18 protein-coding genes are annotated in these 17828 nt (G+C 68.5%); 8 read left to right on the top strand and 10 right to left on the bottom strand.

Annotated elements, in window-relative coordinates:
- Position 1 precedes the first annotated feature (1 nt).
- From D105_RS0104825 to D105_RS0104810, 4 genes are all read right to left on the bottom strand, one after another.
- Complete coding sequence (locus D105_RS0104825; RefSeq protein ID WP_018877679.1) at positions 2-763, bottom strand: SDR family oxidoreductase; 762 nt, start codon at positions 761-763, stop codon at positions 2-4.
- Positions 760-2061, bottom strand: coding sequence for an FAD-binding oxidoreductase (locus D105_RS0104820; protein ID WP_018877678.1), 1302 nt, complete (start codon positions 2059-2061; stop codon positions 760-762). Before D105_RS0104820 ends, D105_RS0104825 begins: the two co-directional genes overlap by 4 nt.
- 204 nt (positions 2062-2265) lie before the next feature.
- A complete protein-coding gene (locus tag D105_RS0104815; RefSeq protein ID WP_018877677.1) occupies positions 2266-3240 on the bottom strand; it encodes a lysylphosphatidylglycerol synthase transmembrane domain-containing protein in 975 nt (324 codons plus the stop codon).
- Positions 3237-4115: a decaprenyl-phosphate phosphoribosyltransferase gene (locus tag D105_RS0104810; protein WP_018866015.1), complete on the bottom strand. Its 879-nt coding sequence runs from the start codon at positions 4113-4115 to the stop codon at positions 3237-3239. Before D105_RS0104810 ends, D105_RS0104815 begins: the two co-directional genes overlap by 4 nt.
- A gap of 124 nt (positions 4116-4239) precedes the next feature.
- Here D105_RS0104810 and D105_RS0104805 point away from each other — a divergent pair, with 124 nt between their 5' ends.
- The 6 genes from D105_RS0104805 (at position 4240) to D105_RS0104780 (ending at position 10005) form a co-directional block, all read left to right on the top strand.
- Positions 4240-4746 (top strand): hypothetical protein, encoded by a 507-nt coding sequence (locus tag D105_RS0104805; protein WP_018877676.1) that lies wholly within the window; start codon positions 4240-4242, stop codon positions 4744-4746.
- Positions 4747-4786: 40 nt separating this feature from the next.
- Entirely contained in the window at positions 4787-5677 is an 891-nt protein-coding gene (locus D105_RS0104800; RefSeq protein ID WP_018877675.1) for an EamA family transporter, read from the top strand.
- Positions 5678-5732: 55 nt separating this feature from the next.
- Positions 5733-6122 (top strand): hypothetical protein, encoded by a 390-nt coding sequence (locus D105_RS0104795; protein WP_018866018.1) that lies wholly within the window; start codon positions 5733-5735, stop codon positions 6120-6122.
- 33 nt (positions 6123-6155) lie between these two features.
- Positions 6156-7124: an arsenic resistance protein gene (locus tag D105_RS0104790; RefSeq protein ID WP_018877674.1), complete on the top strand. Its 969-nt coding sequence runs from the start codon at positions 6156-6158 to the stop codon at positions 7122-7124.
- Between the two features lie 260 nt (positions 7125-7384).
- The gene (locus D105_RS0104785; protein ID WP_038032727.1) at positions 7385-8839 is read left to right on the top strand and encodes a sigma-54 dependent transcriptional regulator; all 1455 of its coding nucleotides are present in this window, start codon (positions 7385-7387) and stop codon (positions 8837-8839) included.
- A 119-nt stretch (positions 8840-8958) separates the two neighbouring features.
- Positions 8959-10005, top strand: coding sequence for a transporter (locus tag D105_RS0104780; RefSeq protein WP_018876287.1), 1047 nt, complete (start codon positions 8959-8961; stop codon positions 10003-10005).
- Between the two features lie 29 nt (positions 10006-10034).
- On the opposite strand, the gene D105_RS0104775 is transcribed toward D105_RS0104780, so the two are convergent.
- From D105_RS0104775 to mutS, 6 genes are all read right to left on the bottom strand, one after another.
- A complete protein-coding gene (locus tag D105_RS0104775) occupies positions 10035-10514 on the bottom strand; it encodes a hypothetical protein (protein WP_028484600.1) in 480 nt (159 codons plus the stop codon).
- An 80-nt stretch (positions 10515-10594) separates the two neighbouring features.
- On the bottom strand, positions 10595-11311 hold the full coding sequence (locus D105_RS0104770; protein WP_018877672.1) for a C39 family peptidase: 717 nt from the start codon (positions 11309-11311) through the stop codon (positions 10595-10597).
- Positions 11308-11661, bottom strand: a complete 354-nt coding sequence (locus D105_RS0104765) for a hypothetical protein (RefSeq protein WP_018866024.1) — start codon at positions 11659-11661, stop codon at positions 11308-11310. The genes D105_RS0104770 and D105_RS0104765 overlap by 4 nt, the downstream gene beginning before the upstream one ends.
- Before the next feature lie 134 nt (positions 11662-11795).
- A complete protein-coding gene (locus D105_RS0104760) occupies positions 11796-12767 on the bottom strand; it encodes a hypothetical protein (RefSeq protein ID WP_018876290.1) in 972 nt (323 codons plus the stop codon).
- Positions 12768-13347: 580 nt separating this feature from the next.
- Positions 13348-13671, bottom strand: a complete 324-nt coding sequence (gene fdxA, locus D105_RS0104755; protein WP_018866026.1) for a ferredoxin FdxA — start codon at positions 13669-13671, stop codon at positions 13348-13350.
- A 452-nt stretch (positions 13672-14123) separates the two neighbouring features.
- Positions 14124-16769 (bottom strand): DNA mismatch repair protein MutS, encoded by a 2646-nt coding sequence (gene mutS, locus D105_RS0104750; RefSeq protein WP_018866027.1) that lies wholly within the window; start codon positions 16767-16769, stop codon positions 14124-14126.
- Positions 16770-16903: 134 nt separating this feature from the next.
- Here mutS and D105_RS0104745 point away from each other — a divergent pair, with 134 nt between their 5' ends.
- Entirely contained in the window at positions 16904-17206 is a 303-nt protein-coding gene (locus tag D105_RS0104745) for a PilZ domain-containing protein (protein WP_018877671.1), read from the top strand.
- Between the two features lie 7 nt (positions 17207-17213).
- Positions 17214-17747, top strand: a complete 534-nt coding sequence (locus tag D105_RS0104740) for a CinA family protein (protein ID WP_018877670.1) — start codon at positions 17214-17216, stop codon at positions 17745-17747.
- Positions 17748-17828 lie beyond the last annotated feature (81 nt).

Genomic DNA, 17828 nt, shown 5'->3' with positions numbered 1-17828 from the left:
GTTATAGCTTCAGGCGCTTGAACAGGTATTCGGGGATCAGGCGGATGATGGTCATGATCACCCACCACTTGCCGGGCAAGTAGGCGACGTCGCGGCCACGACGCATGGCGCGGACGATGCCGCGGGCCACCGTTTCCGGTTCGGCCCACAGGGCGCCGGCGCGGTTTAGGCCCTCGGTCATCGGGGTGCGCACGAAGCCGGGCTTGAGCGTGACCACGTCCACGCCGCTGAAGAACAGCCGGTTGCGCAGCCCCTGCAGGTAGATCGCGAGCATGCCCTTGGCGGTGCCGTAGGCGTAGTTGCTCTGGCGTCCGCGATCCCCGGCGACCGAGCCGATGGCGGCGATCACGCCCCGGCCCCGGGCTTCGAAGTCCGGGGCGATGCGGTTGAGCAGGGCGATGGCGCTGGTGCCGTTGACGTGGATCGCCTGCAGGGTCGCGTCCACCGAGGCGTTGCACGCGGCCTGGTCCGGCAGGGTGCCCCAGGCCAGCAGTACGCTGTCCACCTCGCCCAGGGCCTCCTGCGCCTGCTGCCACAGCGCCGCGTGGCCCTCGATATCGGCCAGATCGGCGCGGGCGCCGAGGATGCGGTTGCCCTCCGGGTCGTCGGCGCGTACCCGCAGGTCAGCCAGCAGGGCCTCCAGGGCGTCGCCGTCGCGGGCGACGCAGAACAGTCGGGCGTCGGCATCCACCAGCTCCCGCGCCGCCGCGGAAGCAATGGCCGAGGTGGCACCAAAGAGGACAACGTTTTTCAACGGGTTCATGCGGTCACCCTGCGCCAGAAGCCGGAGGAGAATTCGGGGTCCACATACTCGGCGAAGGCCTCCCAGCCGGGGAACCCCTGGCGGAAGACTTCGGCCGGCATGCGCGCGTCCTTCGCAGGGTACAGGGCACCGCCGGCCTCCTGCACGATCGCGTCCAGGCGCGCGAACAGGCGCGCGGTGTCGCGACCCTTTTCCGGGAAGTCCAGCGCGAGGGTGGCGCCCGGGCGGGGAAAGGACAGCATGCCCGGCGCGGGCCGGTCGCCGAAGGTCTTGAGCACCGCGAGAAACGAGCCCTGGCCGCTGGCAGCGATGGCATCCAGCAGGGCCTGCACGCCGTCCCGTGCGGCATGCGGGGGCAGGACGCACTGGTACTGGTAGAAGCCCTGGTGCCCGTAGATGCGGTTCCAGTGGCGGATCGCATCCAGCGGGAACAGCCAGGGCTGGTGGTGCACGGCACGGGGTGTCGCGTGCACCGGCTGGCGGTAATAGAGGTGGTTGAAGGCGCGCAGCGTCAGGCGGTTGACCAGCGAGACGGGCGGGTCCAGCGGGATGCTGCGCCGGCGTTCGCGGTAGTCCCCGCGCACAGGCGCGGTGGCCGCGTGGCGTGCCGCGCCGTAGATGCCACGCCCGACGCGGCCGTTCGGGCCCGGGTTCAGGCAGTCGATCCAGGCGACGGTGTAGGGCCACTCGCGCTCGGCCTGCGCATTCAGGTCCCAGAACGCATCCAGCGAGTCGAAGCGCTGCGACCAGGCGCGCATCCAGCCGGAGCGCACCGGCATCAACTGCAGGGTCACGGTCTCGATCAGTCCGGTCAGGCCCAGCCCCCCCACGGTTGCGGCGAACCAGTCGGGGCTGGCCTGGGGGGTGACCTCCAGGATCCGGCCGTCGGAACGGCGCAGGGTCAGTCCGAGTACGTGGTCGCCGAAGCTGCCAGCCTGGTGGTGATTCTTGCCGTGCACGTCGTTGGCCACCGCGCCGCCGAGGGTGACAAAACGGGTACCCGGCACCACCGGCGGGAACCAGCCGCGCGGCAGCGCGAAGCGCAACAGGGCATCCAGCGACAGTCCGGCCTCCGCGGTGATCCGCCCCGTGGTGGCGTCGAAGGCCACGAAGCGATCCAGCCCCGGCGTATGCAGCAAGGTGGCCCCCGGATTCAGGCAGACGTCGCCATAGCTGCGCCCGAGGCCGTGGGCGAGCAGGGGGCGGGGCGTGCCCGGGGGAAGCGGCCGGCCGCGGTGAGCAAGCTCGACTTCGGCGGCATGTTCGACCTGCGGGATGCGGTTCCAGCTGGCAGTCATCACCCGCCCACCTCGTCGTTGCGATCCCCTGCAGGAGGCCAGCCCCCTGGCCGATTGGGCGCAGCTAATATCCTCTGCGCGTGAATGCGCGGGCGTCCACGCATCCGCAGGCCCCCGGTTGCAGGGTGTACGACATTCCCTCGGGTACAGGCCGACAGCATGACGCCCAATCGGCCAGGGGGCTGGCCTCCTACAAAGGAACCGTTACGCATGGGGTTGCACCGGGTGTTCGTGGCCGCGCGCCTCGGGGTTGGTGGCCAGCGCGATCAGGCCCAGAATCACCGCGAACCAGAGGGTGGTGAAGCGGATCAGCATGGTCGCCGCGATGGCGTCGGCCGGTGGCATGTCGGCCCACAGCAGCAGGGCGACCATCACCGCCTCGGTACCCCCCAGTCCCCCAGGCAGGAAGCTCAGCGCGCCGGCCAGCATGGCCAGGGCGAAGACGAAAGCGGCAAAGGCGAAGCCGGCCTCGAAGCCCATGGCGTTGAGGATCCACCAGAAGGCGAGGGCCTCGGCGCTCCACGCGATGACGCTGAGGGCAGTGGCCGCGGCCAGCAGGGCCGGGCGGTGGCAGCGCCGTGCCTGCAGCAGGATCGTGGCGACATGGTGCAGGCTGCGCCAGACGCGCTGCCCCGGGCGGTCGCTGATCGCCTGGAGCCAGGCGAGCGGACGTCGCCACGACAGGATTACCAGCGCCGCGAGGATGAAGGCCGCGCCGGCTGCGATCAGCCAGGTGCCCTGGGCCACCAGGGTCAGCCCGAGCATGGACAGCAGCACCACCGCGATCAGGTCGGACAGGCGCTCGGAGACGAAGGCGGCGAAGCTGTCCGGGTAGGGCACCCGGCGGCGCTTCAGCAGCACCCCGCGCAGGGCCTCGCCGGCCTTGCCGGGGGTGGTGGTCAGGGCGAAGCCGGCCACATAGATATGCAGGCTGGCGCGCGTCGGGACGGCATGGCCCAGGGTGCGCAGGTAGAGCTGCCAGCGGGTGAAGCGCAGGCTGTAGTTCACCAGCGACAGCGCCAGGGCCAGCAGGACGCCGCCGACGCCCACCAGCTTCAGGGCGCGCCAGACCTCGTCCGCCCCCGCCCACAGCACGACCCCGAGATACAGCGCGACGGCAACGATGATCGAGAGCATCACCGCGCGCAGGCGCCAGCCGGAGAGCAGGACCGCACTCATGCGAGTACGGCGAGGGTCACGCCCATCCATACCGCGACCGTGGCCAGCAGGTGCGGGTCGGTGACCAGGTCGCGCGAGGTGTCGTTGCCGGCGCCGCGCGCGTGCAGCAGGAACAGGTAGCGGAAGATGCCGTAGATCACGAACGGCAGGGTGTAGATCAGCCCATCCGTGCCATGCAGCGCGATGGTCTCGGCGCTGACCGTGTAGAGCCCGTAGGCGAGCACGGTGCAGGCGGCGCTGATGGCGATGAACTGATCCAGGAGACTGACGCTGTAGTCGTGCAGCACGCGCCGCGTCCCGTCCTGATCCGGGGTGTGTTCGATGGCGCCATCGGCGAGCTCCGCGCGCCGCTTGGCGAAGCCCAGGAACAGCGTCAGCATGAGCCCGCACAGCAGCAGCCATTGCGAGGGTTCGATGCCCAGGCCAAGGGTGCCGGCGAGGATGCGCAGCATGAAGCCGGCGGCGATGCTGAACACGTCGAGGATCACGATGTGCTTGAGCGACCAGGAATAGGCCACGTTCAGCACCAGGTAGGTCAGGATCAGCGCGATCACCCAGGTGCTGACCAGTGCCGCGAGGACCAGCGCGACAATGACCGCGGTGGCGAAGATCGCCCAGGCGGTGGAGATCGCGATCGCGCCGCTGGCGATCGGGCGTTCGCGCTTGGTCGGGTGACGGCGGTCGGCCTCGACGTCGACGATGTCGTTCAGCACGTAGACCGCGCTGGCGATCGCGCAGAATGCGAGGAACGTGACGCTGGCGGCGAGCACCGTCCCGGGTTCGCCCCACTCGTGCGCGAACACCACGCCGAGGAACACGAAACCGTTCTTGATGTACTGGTGCGGGCGCAGCAGCTTGATCAGCGAATGCAGCATGCGGGCGGTCGTCCGTGAAGGTGGTTGCAGTCTACTGACGCGCTCGATGCGTTACCATCGGCGCCGCTGTCGCGCGCACCCGCGTGTGTTTCGATCCCATGTCTCGATCCGCAGGAGAACTGCCATGTCGCTTGTTGCCCGATCCCTTCTGCCCGCCGCCCTGCTGCTCGCCGCCGGGCTGGTGGCCGGCTGCATGTCCGGGGGCGGTCCGGAGCCCGAGTTCGCCGAGGGCCAGCCGTTTCCCGAGCGCAGCCTGAATGACCAGCACGGGAACCCGGTCGAGCTGCCGGGCAATGCCCGCGTAATCCTGAAGACCGTCGAGGCGGCCCCGGCCGGCGTCGCCAACGCGGTCCTGAGCGAGATGAGCCCCGCCGAGCGCGAGGGGATCGTCTACATCGCCGACATCCACGAGATGCCGCCGCAGCCGATGCAGAACGTGGTCCTGCCGCGCATGCAGGCGCGGGACTACTCCATCGTGGTGACCTCCAGCGAGGCCGATGCCGGCTTCCTGCCGCACGAGCGCGAACAGGTGACCGTGGTCCTGCTGGATGGCGAGGGCGTGGTGACCGGTGTTGGCCATGCCGGCAGCGAAGAGGCCCTGAAGGACCTGCTCGACGAGGCCGGCGAGTAAGCGCCGCGCATGAGGCTTCCGAGCCCGGGCCGGGGCTGACATGGCCTTTTTCCTCGGCCTGCTGACGGCCCTGGGCTTCGGCGCTGGCGACTTCTTTGGCGGCCTGGCCTCCCGGCGCATCCCGGCGCTGGTGGTCGCCTGCTATTCGCAGATCCTGGCCACCGTCGTCCTGCTGGTGGTCGCTCTCCCGCTGGCGGGTTTGCCCGGGACCCAGGCCCTGATCTGGGGCGGAGCCTCGGGGCTCGCCCTGGCCCTCGGGCTGCTGGCCTACTACCACGGCCTGGCCGAGGGCTCGATGGGGCTGGTCGCCGCCGTGACCGGCGTGATCTCGGCCCTGGTGCCGCTGCTGGTCGGGCTGGTGATGGGCGAGCAGCCGGGCCCGCTGGCGCTGGCCGGGATCGCGGCCATCGTGATCGCGATCGGGATGATCTCCGGCGGTTCGCGCAAGGCGAGTCCACGCCGCCTGGACGAGCCCGTGCGTGGCCTGATGGCGCTGGCCCGGGGGGCGCACCCGGTGCGCGGGCTGGTGGACGCGACCATCGCCGGCGTCTGCTTCGGGCTGGTCTTCGTGTTCCTGAACGAGGCCGAGGCGGGCTCGCCGCTGTGGCCGGTGGTGGCGACCTCGGCGGTGGGCGCGCTGGCGCTGCTGGCGGTGATGCTGGTGCGCCGGCCGCAGACCGGGATGAGCCGCTCCACGCTGGTGCTGCTGTCGCTGGCCGGTCTGTTCCAGGCCGCGGCGACGCTCGCCTTTGTCGTGGCCGTGCGCATGGGCCTGCTGTCGATCATCGCGGTGGCCGGGGCGCTGTCGCCGGCCCCGACCGCGCTGATGGCGCGTTTTTTCCAGGCCGAGCGCATGTCGCGGGTGCAACTGACCGGTTTCGTCTTCGCCCTGGCGGGCATCGTCCTCATCGTGCTCGGCGGGCCCGGGTAGGGAACCGGCAAGTCTGTTAAGTTGGCGGCGTGACCCAACCCACAGGAGGTGCCAGGTGTCCGAAGATCCCAAGCCGGAAGTCGTGCGCAGCGACGTCAGCGAGCCCGCAGCCGGGCCGCGCAAGGACGTTACGATGGTCACCGTGGTGTACGTGCTGTACCTGGTGAGCTTCCTGACCGCGCTCACCGCGATCGCCGGCCTGATCATCGCTTATATGAAGCGTGGCGAGGCCGATAGCGTCAGCGTCTCCCACTTCACCTATCAGATCCGCACCTTCTGGATCGGGTTGCTGTTTGCCGTGATCGGAGCCATCACCACGCCCATCGGCATCGGCTTCCTGATCTTCCTGGCCCTGATCATCTGGTTGCTGGTGCGCTGCATCAAGGGCCTGCTGGCCAACAACGACAACCGCGCCATCGAGCAGCCCGAGACCTGGCTCTGGTAGTTCTTGTGCGCCGCCCTTGAGCGGCGTTGGTGAATGCGCGAGCGGCTGGAGCAATACCAGGTACTGATCTACCTGGTGGCGATTGCCCTGGGGCTCGGTCTGGGCCTGTCCGAGCCGGAGTTCGGGGCGATGCTGGATGCCGTGCTCTGGCCGGTGCTGGGGCTGCTGCTGTACGCCACGTTCACGCAGACACCGCTAAACCATATGGGCGCGGCGTTTCGCGAGCCGCGCTTGCTGGCGGCGGCGGTGATCGGCAACTTCGTGGTGATCCCGCTGCTGGTCTGGGCGATCCTTCAGGTCGCGCCGGGCGGTCCGGCGGTCCTGCTGGGTATCGCGCTGGTGCTGCTGGTGCCGTGCACCGACTGGTTCATCACTTTCACCCATCTGGGTGGGGGTGACACGCGCCGGGCGATCGCCTTTTCTCCCCTTTCGCTGTTGCTGCAGCTTTCCCTGTTGCCGCTGTATCTGTGGTGGCTCTTCGGTGGCGAGTTCACCCTGGTGCTGGCCGGCGGAGACGTGCTGAAGGCCTTTGCCGGCCTGATCCTGGTCCCGCTGGTTCTGGCGTATCTGACCGAACGCTGGGCCGGGGAAGATCCCGGTCGCGAGCGCGTGATCGCCGGCCTGGGGTGGTTGCCGGTGCCGCTGCTGGCACTGGTGGTGCTGATCGTCGCCGCATCCCAGGTCCAGACGGTGCTCGACGGGGTCGGTGTCCTGCTGCCGTTATTGCTGATCTTTTCCGGTTTCCTGGTGGTTGCGGCCCTGCTGGCGCGGGCGCTGGCGCGAGCGTTCGGCCTGCCGGTCGCACAGGGGCGGGTGCTCGCTTTCAGCCTGGGATCGCGCAACTCCTTCGTCGTGCTCCCGATCGCACTGGCGTTGCCGCCGGGACTGGAGTTGGCGGTGGTCGTGGTGGTGTTCCAGTCGCTGGTGGAGTTGGTGGGCATGGCTCTGTACCTGTGGTGGGTTCCTCGGCACCTGTTTCCCGCCCGGGCGCCGGCGCCTTGATCGGCCTGGGCCCGCCCGCAAGCCCTTGCACGACGGTTCATGCCGGTTGTGTCTCGATGATCTTCATGGCCTGAAGGAAGGCGTTGAGCCGGCCGTGGCGAGTGCGCGGGTGTCGTGAATTCGACGGGTTTCTGCGGCGGCGGGCTGCGGTTTTCTTTTTGTCACGGTTTTTTGACGATCCCGGCCTATACTCCGAAACGTGACGGGCGTCTCTCCGGGACCGGGGAGCCAGGGATTTTTTCGGACACGCGGGGAAGACCATGTCCGGATCAGGAAAGATCAACGGGGCCTTGTGGCCCGTAAGGCGCAGCGGGATCCTCGTCGCTGAAGGAGACGCGCGGGACTTTGGTGCGGAGATCTACCGGATGTGTTCCTCGGACACACCCCGTGAAGTCGCCTGGCTGGACATGGGCGGGCATCCCGGGACTCCCGTGCCGCAGCTTTCGAGTGCCTGGCATCTGCGCCGCCTGACGTTCCCGATGCCCCGGCCCTGGCCCGATCTGGGCGGGGTTCGGGTCGGCCTTCTGGATCTGGGACGCTCCCTGCCATCGCAGCTCGTCGACTTCGTCCACGCACACCAGCACGTGAAGTGGATTGCCCTGGTCGATCCGGCGTTGTTACCGAGCCCGGAATTGCGCGACCTGATCCGGGACAGCTGCTACGACTTCCATACCCGGCCGCTGGATCAGGCCCGTCTGGAAGTGACCCTGGGACGCGCCTGCGGGATGGCCGTTCTGGAGACACCCGCGGAGCCCGCCGCCGCCGGCCTGCCGTCGGTGGACGAAGGCCGCCCCATTATCGGCCACAGCGCTCCGATGCAGGCCCTCGCGCGGCAATTGAGCCGGGTCGCGGGATCGGACGCGCCGGTCCTCTTCCAGGGCGAAAGTGGAACCGGAAAAGAGCTTGCGGCTCGCACGGTGCACCGTCAGTCGCGGCGCAGCGAGGGTCCGTTTGTCGCGGTCAACTGCGGGGCGTTACCGGCGCAGTTGATCCAGTCCGAACTGTTCGGTCACGAGGCCGGCGCATTCACCGGTGCGACCCGCCGCAAGATCGGTCAGCTCGAGCTGGCCCATGGCGGGACCCTGCTGCTGGACGAGATCGGGGATCTGGGGCTCGACCTGCAGGTGAATCTGCTGCGTTTCCTGCAAGAGGGGACGCTGCTGCGTCTGGGTGGCCTGCAGCCGATCCAGGTGGATGTGCGTGTCCTGGCCGCGACCCATGTCGATCTGTTCAAGGCCGTAGAGGCCGGCCGATTCCGGGAAGACCTCTATTACCGCCTGAATGTGATTCAGCTGGACGTGCCCCCGTTGCGGGAGCGTGGGGCCGACCTGGTGGAGCTGGCCCATTTCTACTTCGACCGGTTTCGTGGCCAGAACCCGCGCCTGCGCGGATTTACCCGTGCGGCCATCCAGGCGCTCTACAGCCATCGCTGGCCGGGCAATGTCCGGGAGCTGGTCAACCGTATTCAGCGGGCCGTGACCATGGCGGACGGGCGCCTGATCCGGCCGGAGGACCTGGGGCTTGCGGCGCCGCTCGAGGGCAGCGGCCGGGAGACGCTGGCGCAGGCTCGTGCCCGCGCGGAACGCGAGACGGTGATGCGGGCGCTTGGGCAGTGCGACAACAACCTGTCGCGCGCCGCACGCGAGCTGGGAGTAGGGCGGGTGACGCTTTATCGCCTGCTCGACAAGTACGGGATGCGTCCGTCCAAGCACTGAACCCCGGGTTCAGGCGCGATGGAGCGGTCCCGGTTCTGGGGGCACGCCGCGGTGCGCCGTCGGGCGCGCGGCCGGTGTGTTCCCGTTTGCACGGCCCCGAGGGGGCATGGAGAACGCACGTGAACAAGATCCGGGTCGGGAGGTGGGGGGCGGGGCTGGTCCCGCTGTTTCTGGGGTTGTCGGCCACGGTCGCCGCGCAGGAGCCCCGCGAGGCGGTCGGGGACGCGCCAAGGGACCAGGGCCCGCAGGTTACGGTCTTCGAGGAGCGCGGCATGCTGACGCCGCAGGGGCAATGGGTGATCGAGCCTTCGCTCGCCTATGTGCACAGCAGCGCGCTGGATGTCTCGATCGAGGGCTTCACCATCATCCCGGCCCTGGCGATCGGGCTGATCGATGTCAGCGAGACGGAACGGGACACGCTGACGGCCGCTGTGGCATTGCGGTACGGGCTCACCGACCGGCTCGAGGTCGGGCTCAAGATTCCCTGGGTCTACCGCGAACAGCAGGTGCGCCGGCGCGACATCCTGGAAGGAACGGAGCTGGAGCGGGTGACCGGGTCCACCGGCAGCGGCCTGGGGGATGTCGAGTTCGGGCTGTCCTACCAGTTCAACACCGCCGATCGCGGGCGCCCTTTCTTTATCGGCAATCTGAAGGCAAAGAGCCGCACCGGGACGGACCCGTTCTCGGTGGATCGACGCCGGATCGTGGACGAGGACGGGAACCGGCTCGGCGAGATCTTCCTGGAACAGCCCACCGGATCCGGCTTCTGGGCCGTGCAGCCCAGCGTGACCATGATCTACCCGACCGATCCCGCCGTACTGTTCGCGAACGTCAGCTATCTGTGGAATATCGAGCGGGATGTGGGTCCGGACTACGGCACGGTGGATCCGGGGGACGCCTTCGGCGCCAGCCTCGGCATGGCCATCAGCCTGAATGACCGTACCTCGATGAGCCTGGGTTATGACCACAGCGTGGTGTTTCGGACCCGCGTGGAGAACGATCCCGGGCTGGAGCCCGTGTTTGGTCGGCGCCAGGTGGGGACGCTGCTTTGGGGGGTGTCGCATCGCCTGACTGAACGCACCAGCCTGAACTTCTCGCTGGGGGTGGGGGTGACCGAGTCCGCGCCCGATGTGCAGATGACCGTGCGGGTGCCGATGCGTTTCTGAGATCGCTGCCGCGAACGACGGCGGCGGGGCTACCAGCCGCGACCGCCGTCGGTTAGCTGCTGCTCCAGGGCCCGGCCAAGGTCGCTGCGCGGCATCTGCAGGTTGCGCAGCTCCAGTTGCAGGATTGTCTGGTGCTGGATGGCCTGACCGTCCAGCTGGTTCTGGATGGTCGTGACCCAGCCCTGGCCGCTGGCCGTTTCCGAGACGAACGTCTGTGCCGGGAGGCCCGCCGTCGCGTTGAGAATCGTGATGCGACCGGCGGAGGGGTGGCTCGTCGCGGCGCCAAGGGTTCCCAGTGGATGCAGCGTGCTCTGGTGCAGGATCTCGCCATTCAGGGCCGTGATCTGTTCCAGGCCGATCGCGATCTGCAGCCCGTCGCGGCCGAAGAAGCCACCGCGCTGCTCGGCCAGCACCGCATCGGCGACCACCCGCGGGTCACCCGCGCCGGGAAGCGTTTCCAGTGCCTGGGCCGCGACGGGCAGGCCGACGGCGAGGATGCAAAGCGCCAGGCGGGCAAGCGTCGAACCGGTCCGCGGCCCTCGGGGGGGCGAGGCATCGCATCGCTGCGGGGATATGGGGGCCATGGACGTTACCATTCCCGGGCCCGTGGCAGATTCAGGGTGAAACTGGCCAGGTCGCGGCGCACCACGCCGTCCTCGACGGGTGCGCGGGTGATGGCGGCCCACGTCTGGGGGGCGTTGAAGTTCGCGCGGGCGCGCTCGACCTCTTCGCGGATGATGAACAGGATGTCGTTTACCCAGGCCGCCTCGAACTCGGGTCGGCGGTAGCTCTTCAATCCCAGGGCCGGGTCCCCGACCAGGACCTCGCCCTCGCGCAGGCCCTTGATGACCACAAAGTGCCGATAGCCGCGCGTCTCGATCATCGCGATGGCGGGCACGCCCAGCCCCTCCAGGTCGTCCAGGCCGATCCGGAAGCCGTCCGCCGCCAGGCCGGCCTCCGCCCCGAGGTAGTTCTTCATGTCCAGCAGCGAAAAGCCCTGGGCCCGGATCAGGTCCTGGTCACCGCGGCGGAACATGCCGTCAAAGGTGGTGGTTTCCACCGTGGGCCGGTCGTAGTGGTAACTGAGCAGGGTGGCCAGTGCGGCGGAGCCGCAGCTGAAGTCGTATTGCTGCGGGACCACCGAGCGAAAGCGCAGGGCCTTCATGCTCTCGACCGGGACGTTCATGCTGCCAATCATCCCGGGAACCTGCGCCCCGCCCGCCTGGGCCTGCAGCGCCTGGGGTGCCAGCAGGGCAAGCACCAGGATCCCCGGCGCAAGCAGAAGGTGGTGGTGCCGCATGTTCACGGGTGGATCGTGACGTTCACGATCATGGATTCCTGGATGGCCACGTTATGGCCGGTGTTCTGGATGACGGTGGAAAACCCGCGGGCATTGTCGAAGGCGCCCGGCGCGATCAGGTTGGTGCCGCCATGGCCGCCCATAACGACGTTGTCATGCAGGGCGATCTGGGAGTGGACCTGGCCCAGCTGGATGTTGCTGACCCCCTGGCGCGCCCGTTGCTGGTTGAGGGTGTCGGCATCCACCGACGTCAGGCCCTGAAGGTCCAGCGTGCCGGATGCGGCGAGGTTTGTTTGACTGTCGCGAGGGTCGGCCGCGCTGGCGGAACCGGCCGCCAGGAGCAGCGTGCCCAGCATCGCGGCGAACAAGGATCGGGTGAACAAGGATCGGGTGAACAAGGATTGCGAATATCTCGGATGGAGGCGCATGACCGGATTCTCCAGTGCAGGGCCGTGACGCGACGGGTCTCGGACCCGCCGCGTGGCACGGACTAGTTGCCCAGATTGAGGTGTGCCTGCACCGATACCTGCTGTTGCGTCAGGCTGTTGGCCCCGCTGTTCTGCGAGACCTGGGTGATGCCGGCGGGGGCCACGAAGGAATCGGAACCGATCGAGTTGCGGGCGATGTTGCGCGCACCCTCGGCGATGTCCACATAGTTCCCGGTGACCGTGCCGGACAGCTCGTTCTGGCTCACCACCGCGTTGACCTGCAGCATGGTGTTGAAGCTGTCGGTGGCGGTGTTGTTGCCGGAATCCATGACCGCCAGGCTGTTGTCCGAGTTGTCGCTCTGATCGCGGGTCACGCTGGCAGTGGAGCCGTTGTTGGCCGCGGCACTGTTGTCGTCGGCATTGGCCGAGCTGTTGTCGGAGCTGTCGTTGCCCGAATCGGAGATGTTCAGGCTGTTATCGGAGCTGTCATTGCCCGAGTCGGCGATGTTCAGGCTGTTATCCGAGTTGTCATTGCCCGAGTCGGCGATGTTCAGGCTGTTGTCCGAGTTGTCGTTGCCCGAGTCGGAGATGTTCAGGCTGTTATCCGAGCTGTCGTTGCCCGAGTCGGCGATGTTCAGGCTGTTGTCGGAACTGTCATTGCCGGAGTCGGAGACCGTCGTGTTGCCGGAGTCCGCCACATTCGTGCTGTTGTCCGAACTGTCGTTGCCGGAGTCGGCGATGTTCAGACTGTTGTCGGAGCTGTCATTGCCCGAATCCGAGACCGTGGTGTTCCCGGAGTCGGCCACACTGGTGCTGTTGTCGGAGCTGTCGGACAGATCGGAGTCATTGATCGCCACCGCCAGCGAGTTCTCGTTCGCGGATGCGCCGCCATTGTCGGCGGTCGAGGAGGCGGTAGCGGTCTGATCGCCGACCTCGCCTTCCGCCGTGTTGGTCGGATTGGCCAGTGCCAGACCGGAACTCAGGCCGAAGGCAAGTGCGATCGCGGAAGCAATAAGCGTTTTCTTGAAGTTCATCATGAATCTCCTTTTGGCTGGTTGGACTGCGCCCGAGGGCAGCGTGGCGACCGGGCCCTTTGCGCCATGGGCGCCACGACCAAACCCGGTAGCAGGAGTCGCGCCAAAACCGGAATAGATCGAGAAAACAATGGGATGGTTGTGATGAACCGTCAGGATCGGGGTTGCGGATGTACCGCCGTTGAAACAGTTCGCGCGCGGCTTTTCGGAAAACCAGTTGCAACTTGCGGAAATCGTGGGGAAAAACCGGATGGAACGAGGTGGCTACCAGGCGAGACAGGTCCGCGGGGGCGATCGGCCCGCGGTCCTGCGGAGGTCCTGCATCGGGCAGGGGGGCGAGATGATGGCCCGGTGTCGGGTGCCCCCGATACGCCAGCCAGCTGGCACCCCGACGGCCGCGCGGCGCGCAGGGTCAGCTCAGCGAGGAGCAGCGCGCGCGAGGCGGATCATGCAGGGGGCGTGTTCGGCCGTGTTAGTGCCACCGTAGAAGGGAAATGAACGGTAGCTGCAGCGGCAGTGGCTTCCCAATACGAGCCCCGGGGCCGCGTCCGGGGCTCGCGAGCGGGGCGGGCGTTCGAGGCTAGCGTTCGAGGTACTGCAGCTTGTTCTCGACGCCGTCCCATTCCTCGGCGTCTTCCGGCGGGTCCTTGCGCGCGGTGATCACCGGCCAGGTGCGCGCGAGCTCGGCATTCAGCTCGATGAAATGCATCTGGTCCTCTGGTACGTCGTCCTCCGGCAGTATGGCTTCGGCCGGACACTCCGGTTCGCACAGGGTGCAGTCGATGCACTCGTCCGGATCGATGGCCAGGAAGTTCGGGCCTTCGTGGAAGCAGTCGACGGGGCAGACCTCGACGCAGTCGGTGTACTTGCACTTGATGCAGTTATCGATAACGACGAACGTCATGGTGTTTCTCCCTTTTTGTTCAGTCTTGTGACCGGTCGTTTCCGCTGACCGCCCTGGCCGAGCGTGAACCGGCCGTGGCACCGACAGCCGGCAGGATTTCGCCGCATTGTAACGCCTCCCCCGCGGCTGTCGGGAATCCCGGGCGAACCCTGGCCACATTCGGGGGCCTCGCGCCAGCGGCGGACCGATTGCCACGTCCCCTCCGGGACCTCGCAATGACAGGGGAACCATCTCGTCACCGCAAGGTGTGGCCACTCCTCAACCCCTCATCGCAGGGCGCAACCCTACCCTTAATCCATCATTGCCAGGAGCGGCCATCGCTTTAACCGTCATCGCGAGGAGCGAAGCGACGTGGCGATCTCTCGGGGCACCCCGGCGCGGGGTCCCCCGCTGAATTCCGATGGTCCCGAAACGGATTGCCACGGCCCCTTCAGGGCCGCACAACGAGCGCGTCAATCCGGGTTGCGCAGCGCGTCCTTCATGCGGTAGAGCGCGTCCAGGGCCTCGCGCGGGGACATCTCGTCCGGGTCCAGGGTGTCGAACAGGGCCTTCAGGGCGCGTTCTTCCGGGGCCGGCGCGGGGCGCGCCTCGGGCTCCGGTTCGGCGGCCGCTGGCCCGGGGGGCGCGGTGAACAGGCCGAGCTGGGGCGAGTCGGCGGCCGCGGCGCGGTCCTCCAGCTCGCGCAGGTGGGTGCGGGCGAGTTTCAGCACGTCGGCCGGCACCCCGGCCAGTTGCGCGACCTGCAGCCCGTAGCTCTGGTTGGCCGGCCCCTCGCGGACCTGGTGCAGGAACACGATGCTGTGTTCGTGCTCCATGGCGTCGGTGTGCACGTTGGCCACGGCCGCTTCGCGTTCGGCCAGTGCGGTCAGCTCGAAGTAATGCGTGGCGAACAGGGTCAGCGCGCGGTTGTGGCGCGCCAGGCGTTCGGCGCAGGCCAGCGCGAGCGCCAGCCCGTCGAAGGTGCTGGTGCCGCGCCCGATCTCGTCCATCAGCACCAGGCTTTCGGGACCGGCGTTGTGCAGGATATTCGCGGCCTCGGTCATCTCCACCATGAAGGTGGAGCGCCCGGAGGTCAGGTCGTCGGAGGCCCCGATGCGGGTGAAGATGCGGTCCACCGGCCCGATCTGCGCCCGCGCGGCCGGCACGAAGCTGCCCATGCAGGCCAGCAGCACGATCAGGGCCGTCTGACGCATGTAGGTGGACTTGCCTCCCATGTTGGGCCCGGTGATCACCAGCAGGCGGCGTTCTTCGGGGTCCAGTTCGGTGTCGTTGGCGACAAACGGCGCGTCCAGACCGGCCTCCACCACCGGGTGGCGCCCCTGCTCGATGCGGATGCCGGGATTCTCCACCAGTTCCGGGCAGTGCCAGTCCAGGCGCTGGGCGCGCTCGGCCAGGCAGGCGAGGGCGTCCAGTTCGGCGAGCGCGTCGGCGATGGCGCGCAGGCGCGGGGCGCGGCCCTGAAGCTCGGTGATCAGGCCGTCGAACAGGGCGCGCTCGCGGGCCATCGCCTGCTCGCGGGCGGAGAGGATCTCGTCCTCGAAGCGCTTGAGTTCCTCGGTGGTGTAGCGCTCGGCGTTCTTCAGGGTCTGGCGGCGCATGAAGCGTCCGGGCAGCTCCGCCGAGCGCGTGCGCGAGACCTCGATGTAGTAACCGTGCACGCGGTTGTAGGCGACCTTCAGGGTGGGGATGCCGGTGGCCTCGCGCTCGCGTGCCTCGATCTCGCGCAGGAACGAGTCGGCGTCGTGCTCCAGTGCGCGCAGGCGGTCCAGCTCGGCATCGAAGCCCGGTCGGATCATGCCGCCGTCGGTGACGCGCAGCGGGGGCTCCTCGACCAGCGCGGCGGCCAGAGTGGTGCTCAGGTCGGCCTCCGGGGCCAGGGCCTGATGCAGGGCCTGCAGGGCGTCGCTGTTCCCGGCCACGGGCGTCAGGGCCTGGTGCAGCGGCGGCAGGCGTTCGAGGCTCGCGAGCAGGGCGGTCAGGTCACGTGGGCGCGCGCTGCCAAGGACGATGCGCGACAGGATGCGTTCGACATCCGCACTGCCGGCCAGGGCCTCGCGCAGGGGCGTGGTGGCGTCGGCCTCCAGCAGCGCGGTGATCGCGGTCTGGCGCTCGCGGATGACGGCACGGTCGCGCAGCGGCTGGTGCAGCCACTGCAGCAGCCGGCGCGAACCCATCGCCGAGCGGGTGGTGTCCAGCAGGGCCAGCAGCGATCCCTGGCGTTCGCCGCCGAGCGTCCGGGTCAGTTCCAGGTTGCGGCGGGTGGCCGGGTCGAGCACCAGCATCTGGCTGCGCAGTTCGTGCGCCAGACCGGTGATGTGGGCGAGATCGCCGCGATAGCGGTTCTGCACGTAGGCGAGCAGGGCGCCGGCGGCGGCGATGCCGAGGTCGAGGCCGTCGCAGCCGAAGCCGGAGAGGTCGCGGGTGCCGAAGTGTGTGGTGAGCACGCGCCGCGCGGAGACGCCGTCGAAGTGCCAGTCCGCGTGGCGTTGTGGCGCGAATCCGTCGATCCCGGGGATCGGCGCGGCCTGATCGGGGATCAGGCATTCCACCGGGTCCAGACGCGCCAGCTCGGCGGCCAGTTCGGTCGCGTCGCGCACCTCCAGCAGGCGGAACTGGCCGCTGGCGAACTCCAGACTGGCGATCCCGTAGCCCTCCTTGCGGCCCTTGATTGCGGCCGAGCCGGCGGGGCAGACGGCGACCAGCCGGTTGATGCTGCGGGCCTCCAGCAGGGCCTCTTCGGTAACCGTGCCGGGGGTGACGATGCGCACCACCTCGCGTTTGACCGGGCCCTTCTGCGCGCCTACCGCGCCGGTCTGCTCGCAGATGGCCACGCTCTCGCCCAGCTTCAGCAGGCGCGAGAGATAGCTCTCCAGGGTGTGCACCGGGATCCCGGCCATGGGGATCGGCTGCCCGGCGGACTCGCCGCGCCGGGTCAGGGTGATGTCGAGCAGCGAGGCCGCGCGCTCGGCATCGTCGTAGAACAGCTCGTAGAAATCGCCCATGCGATAGAGCAGCAGCGTGTCCGGGTACTCGGCCTTGATGCCGAGGTACTGCTGCATCATCGGGGTATGGGCGGAAAGGGGTTCGGCGGTGCTCATCGGTTCGGCTGCGCTCGATCCGGGCAAACGCGCAGTATACGGATGCAGCGCGCCACATGGCAGGTGGGTCTGGCCTGGCATGTTGTGCCACACTCGAGGCCGTGCGGCGGACGCCACGTCAGGGAGGGGCGAACATGATCGGGGAAGAGGATCGGCGCAATCACCGGCGGATGCAGGTGCAGGGCGAGGCGCGCATGACCTGGCGCTCCAGCGGCGAGTCGGTCGCGGTGCGGCTGGAGGACCTGTCGGCGACGGGCTGTGCGTTCGTGGTCCAGCGCGAGACCGACCCGGGGGTCGATGTCAGCGTGGTGGTGCCGAGTCCCGATGGCCGCCTGGCGGGGCTGGAGCGCCACGGCCGCGTGGTGCGCTGCGACGCCGTCGATCCGGCAGATGGCGGCGGCTGGCGGGTTGCGGTCGCCTTCGATACGGAGGGATGATCGCGCCATGACCGCCGCATCCAGCAGCACGATCCTGACTTCGGGGGAAACCGACGCCCCCGGCCTCTCCGCGCTGGTGTACGACCTGGGCGAGCGCCTGATGGCACGGGGCGAGCGTCTATGCACCGTGGAATCCTGCACCGGTGGCGGCATCGCCCAGGCGATGACCGATGTTCCGGGCAGCTCGCAATGGTTCGAATGCGGCTGGGTGGCGTACTCCAACGCGGCCAAGACGGCGATGGTCGGGGTCCCGGCCGAATTGATCGCGGAACACGGCGCGGTCAGCGAGGCCGTGGCCCGCGCGATGGTCGAGGGCGCACTGGCCCGCTGCGATGCGGATCATGCGCTCTCGGTCACCGGGATCGCCGGGCCCGGTGGCGGCACCGCGGACAAGCCGGTCGGTACGGTCTGCTTCGGCTGGCAGACGCGCGGCCAGGAGGTGCGCGTCGCGACCCGCCATTTCCCCGGCGAACGCCACGCCGTTCGTCTGCAGTCAATGCTCCACGCCCTGAGCGAACTGCTCGCCCACGAGGCGGCCTGACGCCGCTCGGGGCGGGTTTCGTGCCCGGCATTGATCCGCGCAGGATCCCGGGTTGGGTCGCTCCCCGCCCTGTGGGATACT

The organism is Thioalkalivibrio sp. ALE28, from assembly GCF_000377425.1.
Classification (GTDB): Bacteria; Pseudomonadota; Gammaproteobacteria; order Ectothiorhodospirales; family Ectothiorhodospiraceae; genus Thioalkalivibrio.
Note: the sequence above shows the minus strand (reverse complement) of the source record. Positions and strands in the feature narration are given on the sequence as shown.

Bases quoted from the DNA above. Each gene is read 5' to 3' on its own strand.
- D105_RS0104825 (WP_018877679.1), bottom strand. From the start codon at position 763: ATGAACCCGTTGAAAAACGTTGTCCTCTTTGGTGCCACCTCGGCCATT.
- D105_RS0104810 (WP_018866015.1), bottom strand. From the start codon at position 4,115: ATGCTGCATTCGCTGATCAAGCTGCTGCGCCCGCACCAGTACATCAAG.
- mutS (WP_018866027.1), bottom strand. From the start codon at position 16,769: ATGAGCACCGCCGAACCCCTTTCCGCCCATACCCCGATGATGCAGCAG.
- fdxA (WP_018866026.1), bottom strand. From the start codon at position 13,671: ATGACGTTCGTCGTTATCGATAACTGCATCAAGTGCAAGTACACCGAC.
- D105_RS0104805 (WP_018877676.1), top strand. From the start codon at position 4,240: ATGTCGCTTGTTGCCCGATCCCTTCTGCCCGCCGCCCTGCTGCTCGCC.
- D105_RS0104790 (WP_018877674.1), top strand. From the start codon at position 6,156: ATGCGCGAGCGGCTGGAGCAATACCAGGTACTGATCTACCTGGTGGCG.
- D105_RS0104765 (WP_018866024.1), bottom strand. From the start codon at position 11,661: ATGCTGGGCACGCTGCTCCTGGCGGCCGGTTCCGCCAGCGCGGCCGAC.
- D105_RS0104815 (WP_018877677.1), bottom strand. From the start codon at position 3,240: ATGAGTGCGGTCCTGCTCTCCGGCTGGCGCCTGCGCGCGGTGATGCTC.
- D105_RS0104820 (WP_018877678.1), bottom strand. From the start codon at position 2,061: ATGACTGCCAGCTGGAACCGCATCCCGCAGGTCGAACATGCCGCCGAA.
- D105_RS0104785 (WP_038032727.1), top strand. From the start codon at position 7,385: ATGTCCGGATCAGGAAAGATCAACGGGGCCTTGTGGCCCGTAAGGCGC.
- D105_RS0104745 (WP_018877671.1), top strand. From the start codon at position 16,904: ATGATCGGGGAAGAGGATCGGCGCAATCACCGGCGGATGCAGGTGCAG.
- D105_RS0104760 (WP_018876290.1), bottom strand. From the start codon at position 12,767: ATGAACTTCAAGAAAACGCTTATTGCTTCCGCGATCGCACTTGCCTTC.
- D105_RS0104740 (WP_018877670.1), top strand. From the start codon at position 17,214: ATGACCGCCGCATCCAGCAGCACGATCCTGACTTCGGGGGAAACCGAC.
- D105_RS0104800 (WP_018877675.1), top strand. From the start codon at position 4,787: ATGGCCTTTTTCCTCGGCCTGCTGACGGCCCTGGGCTTCGGCGCTGGC.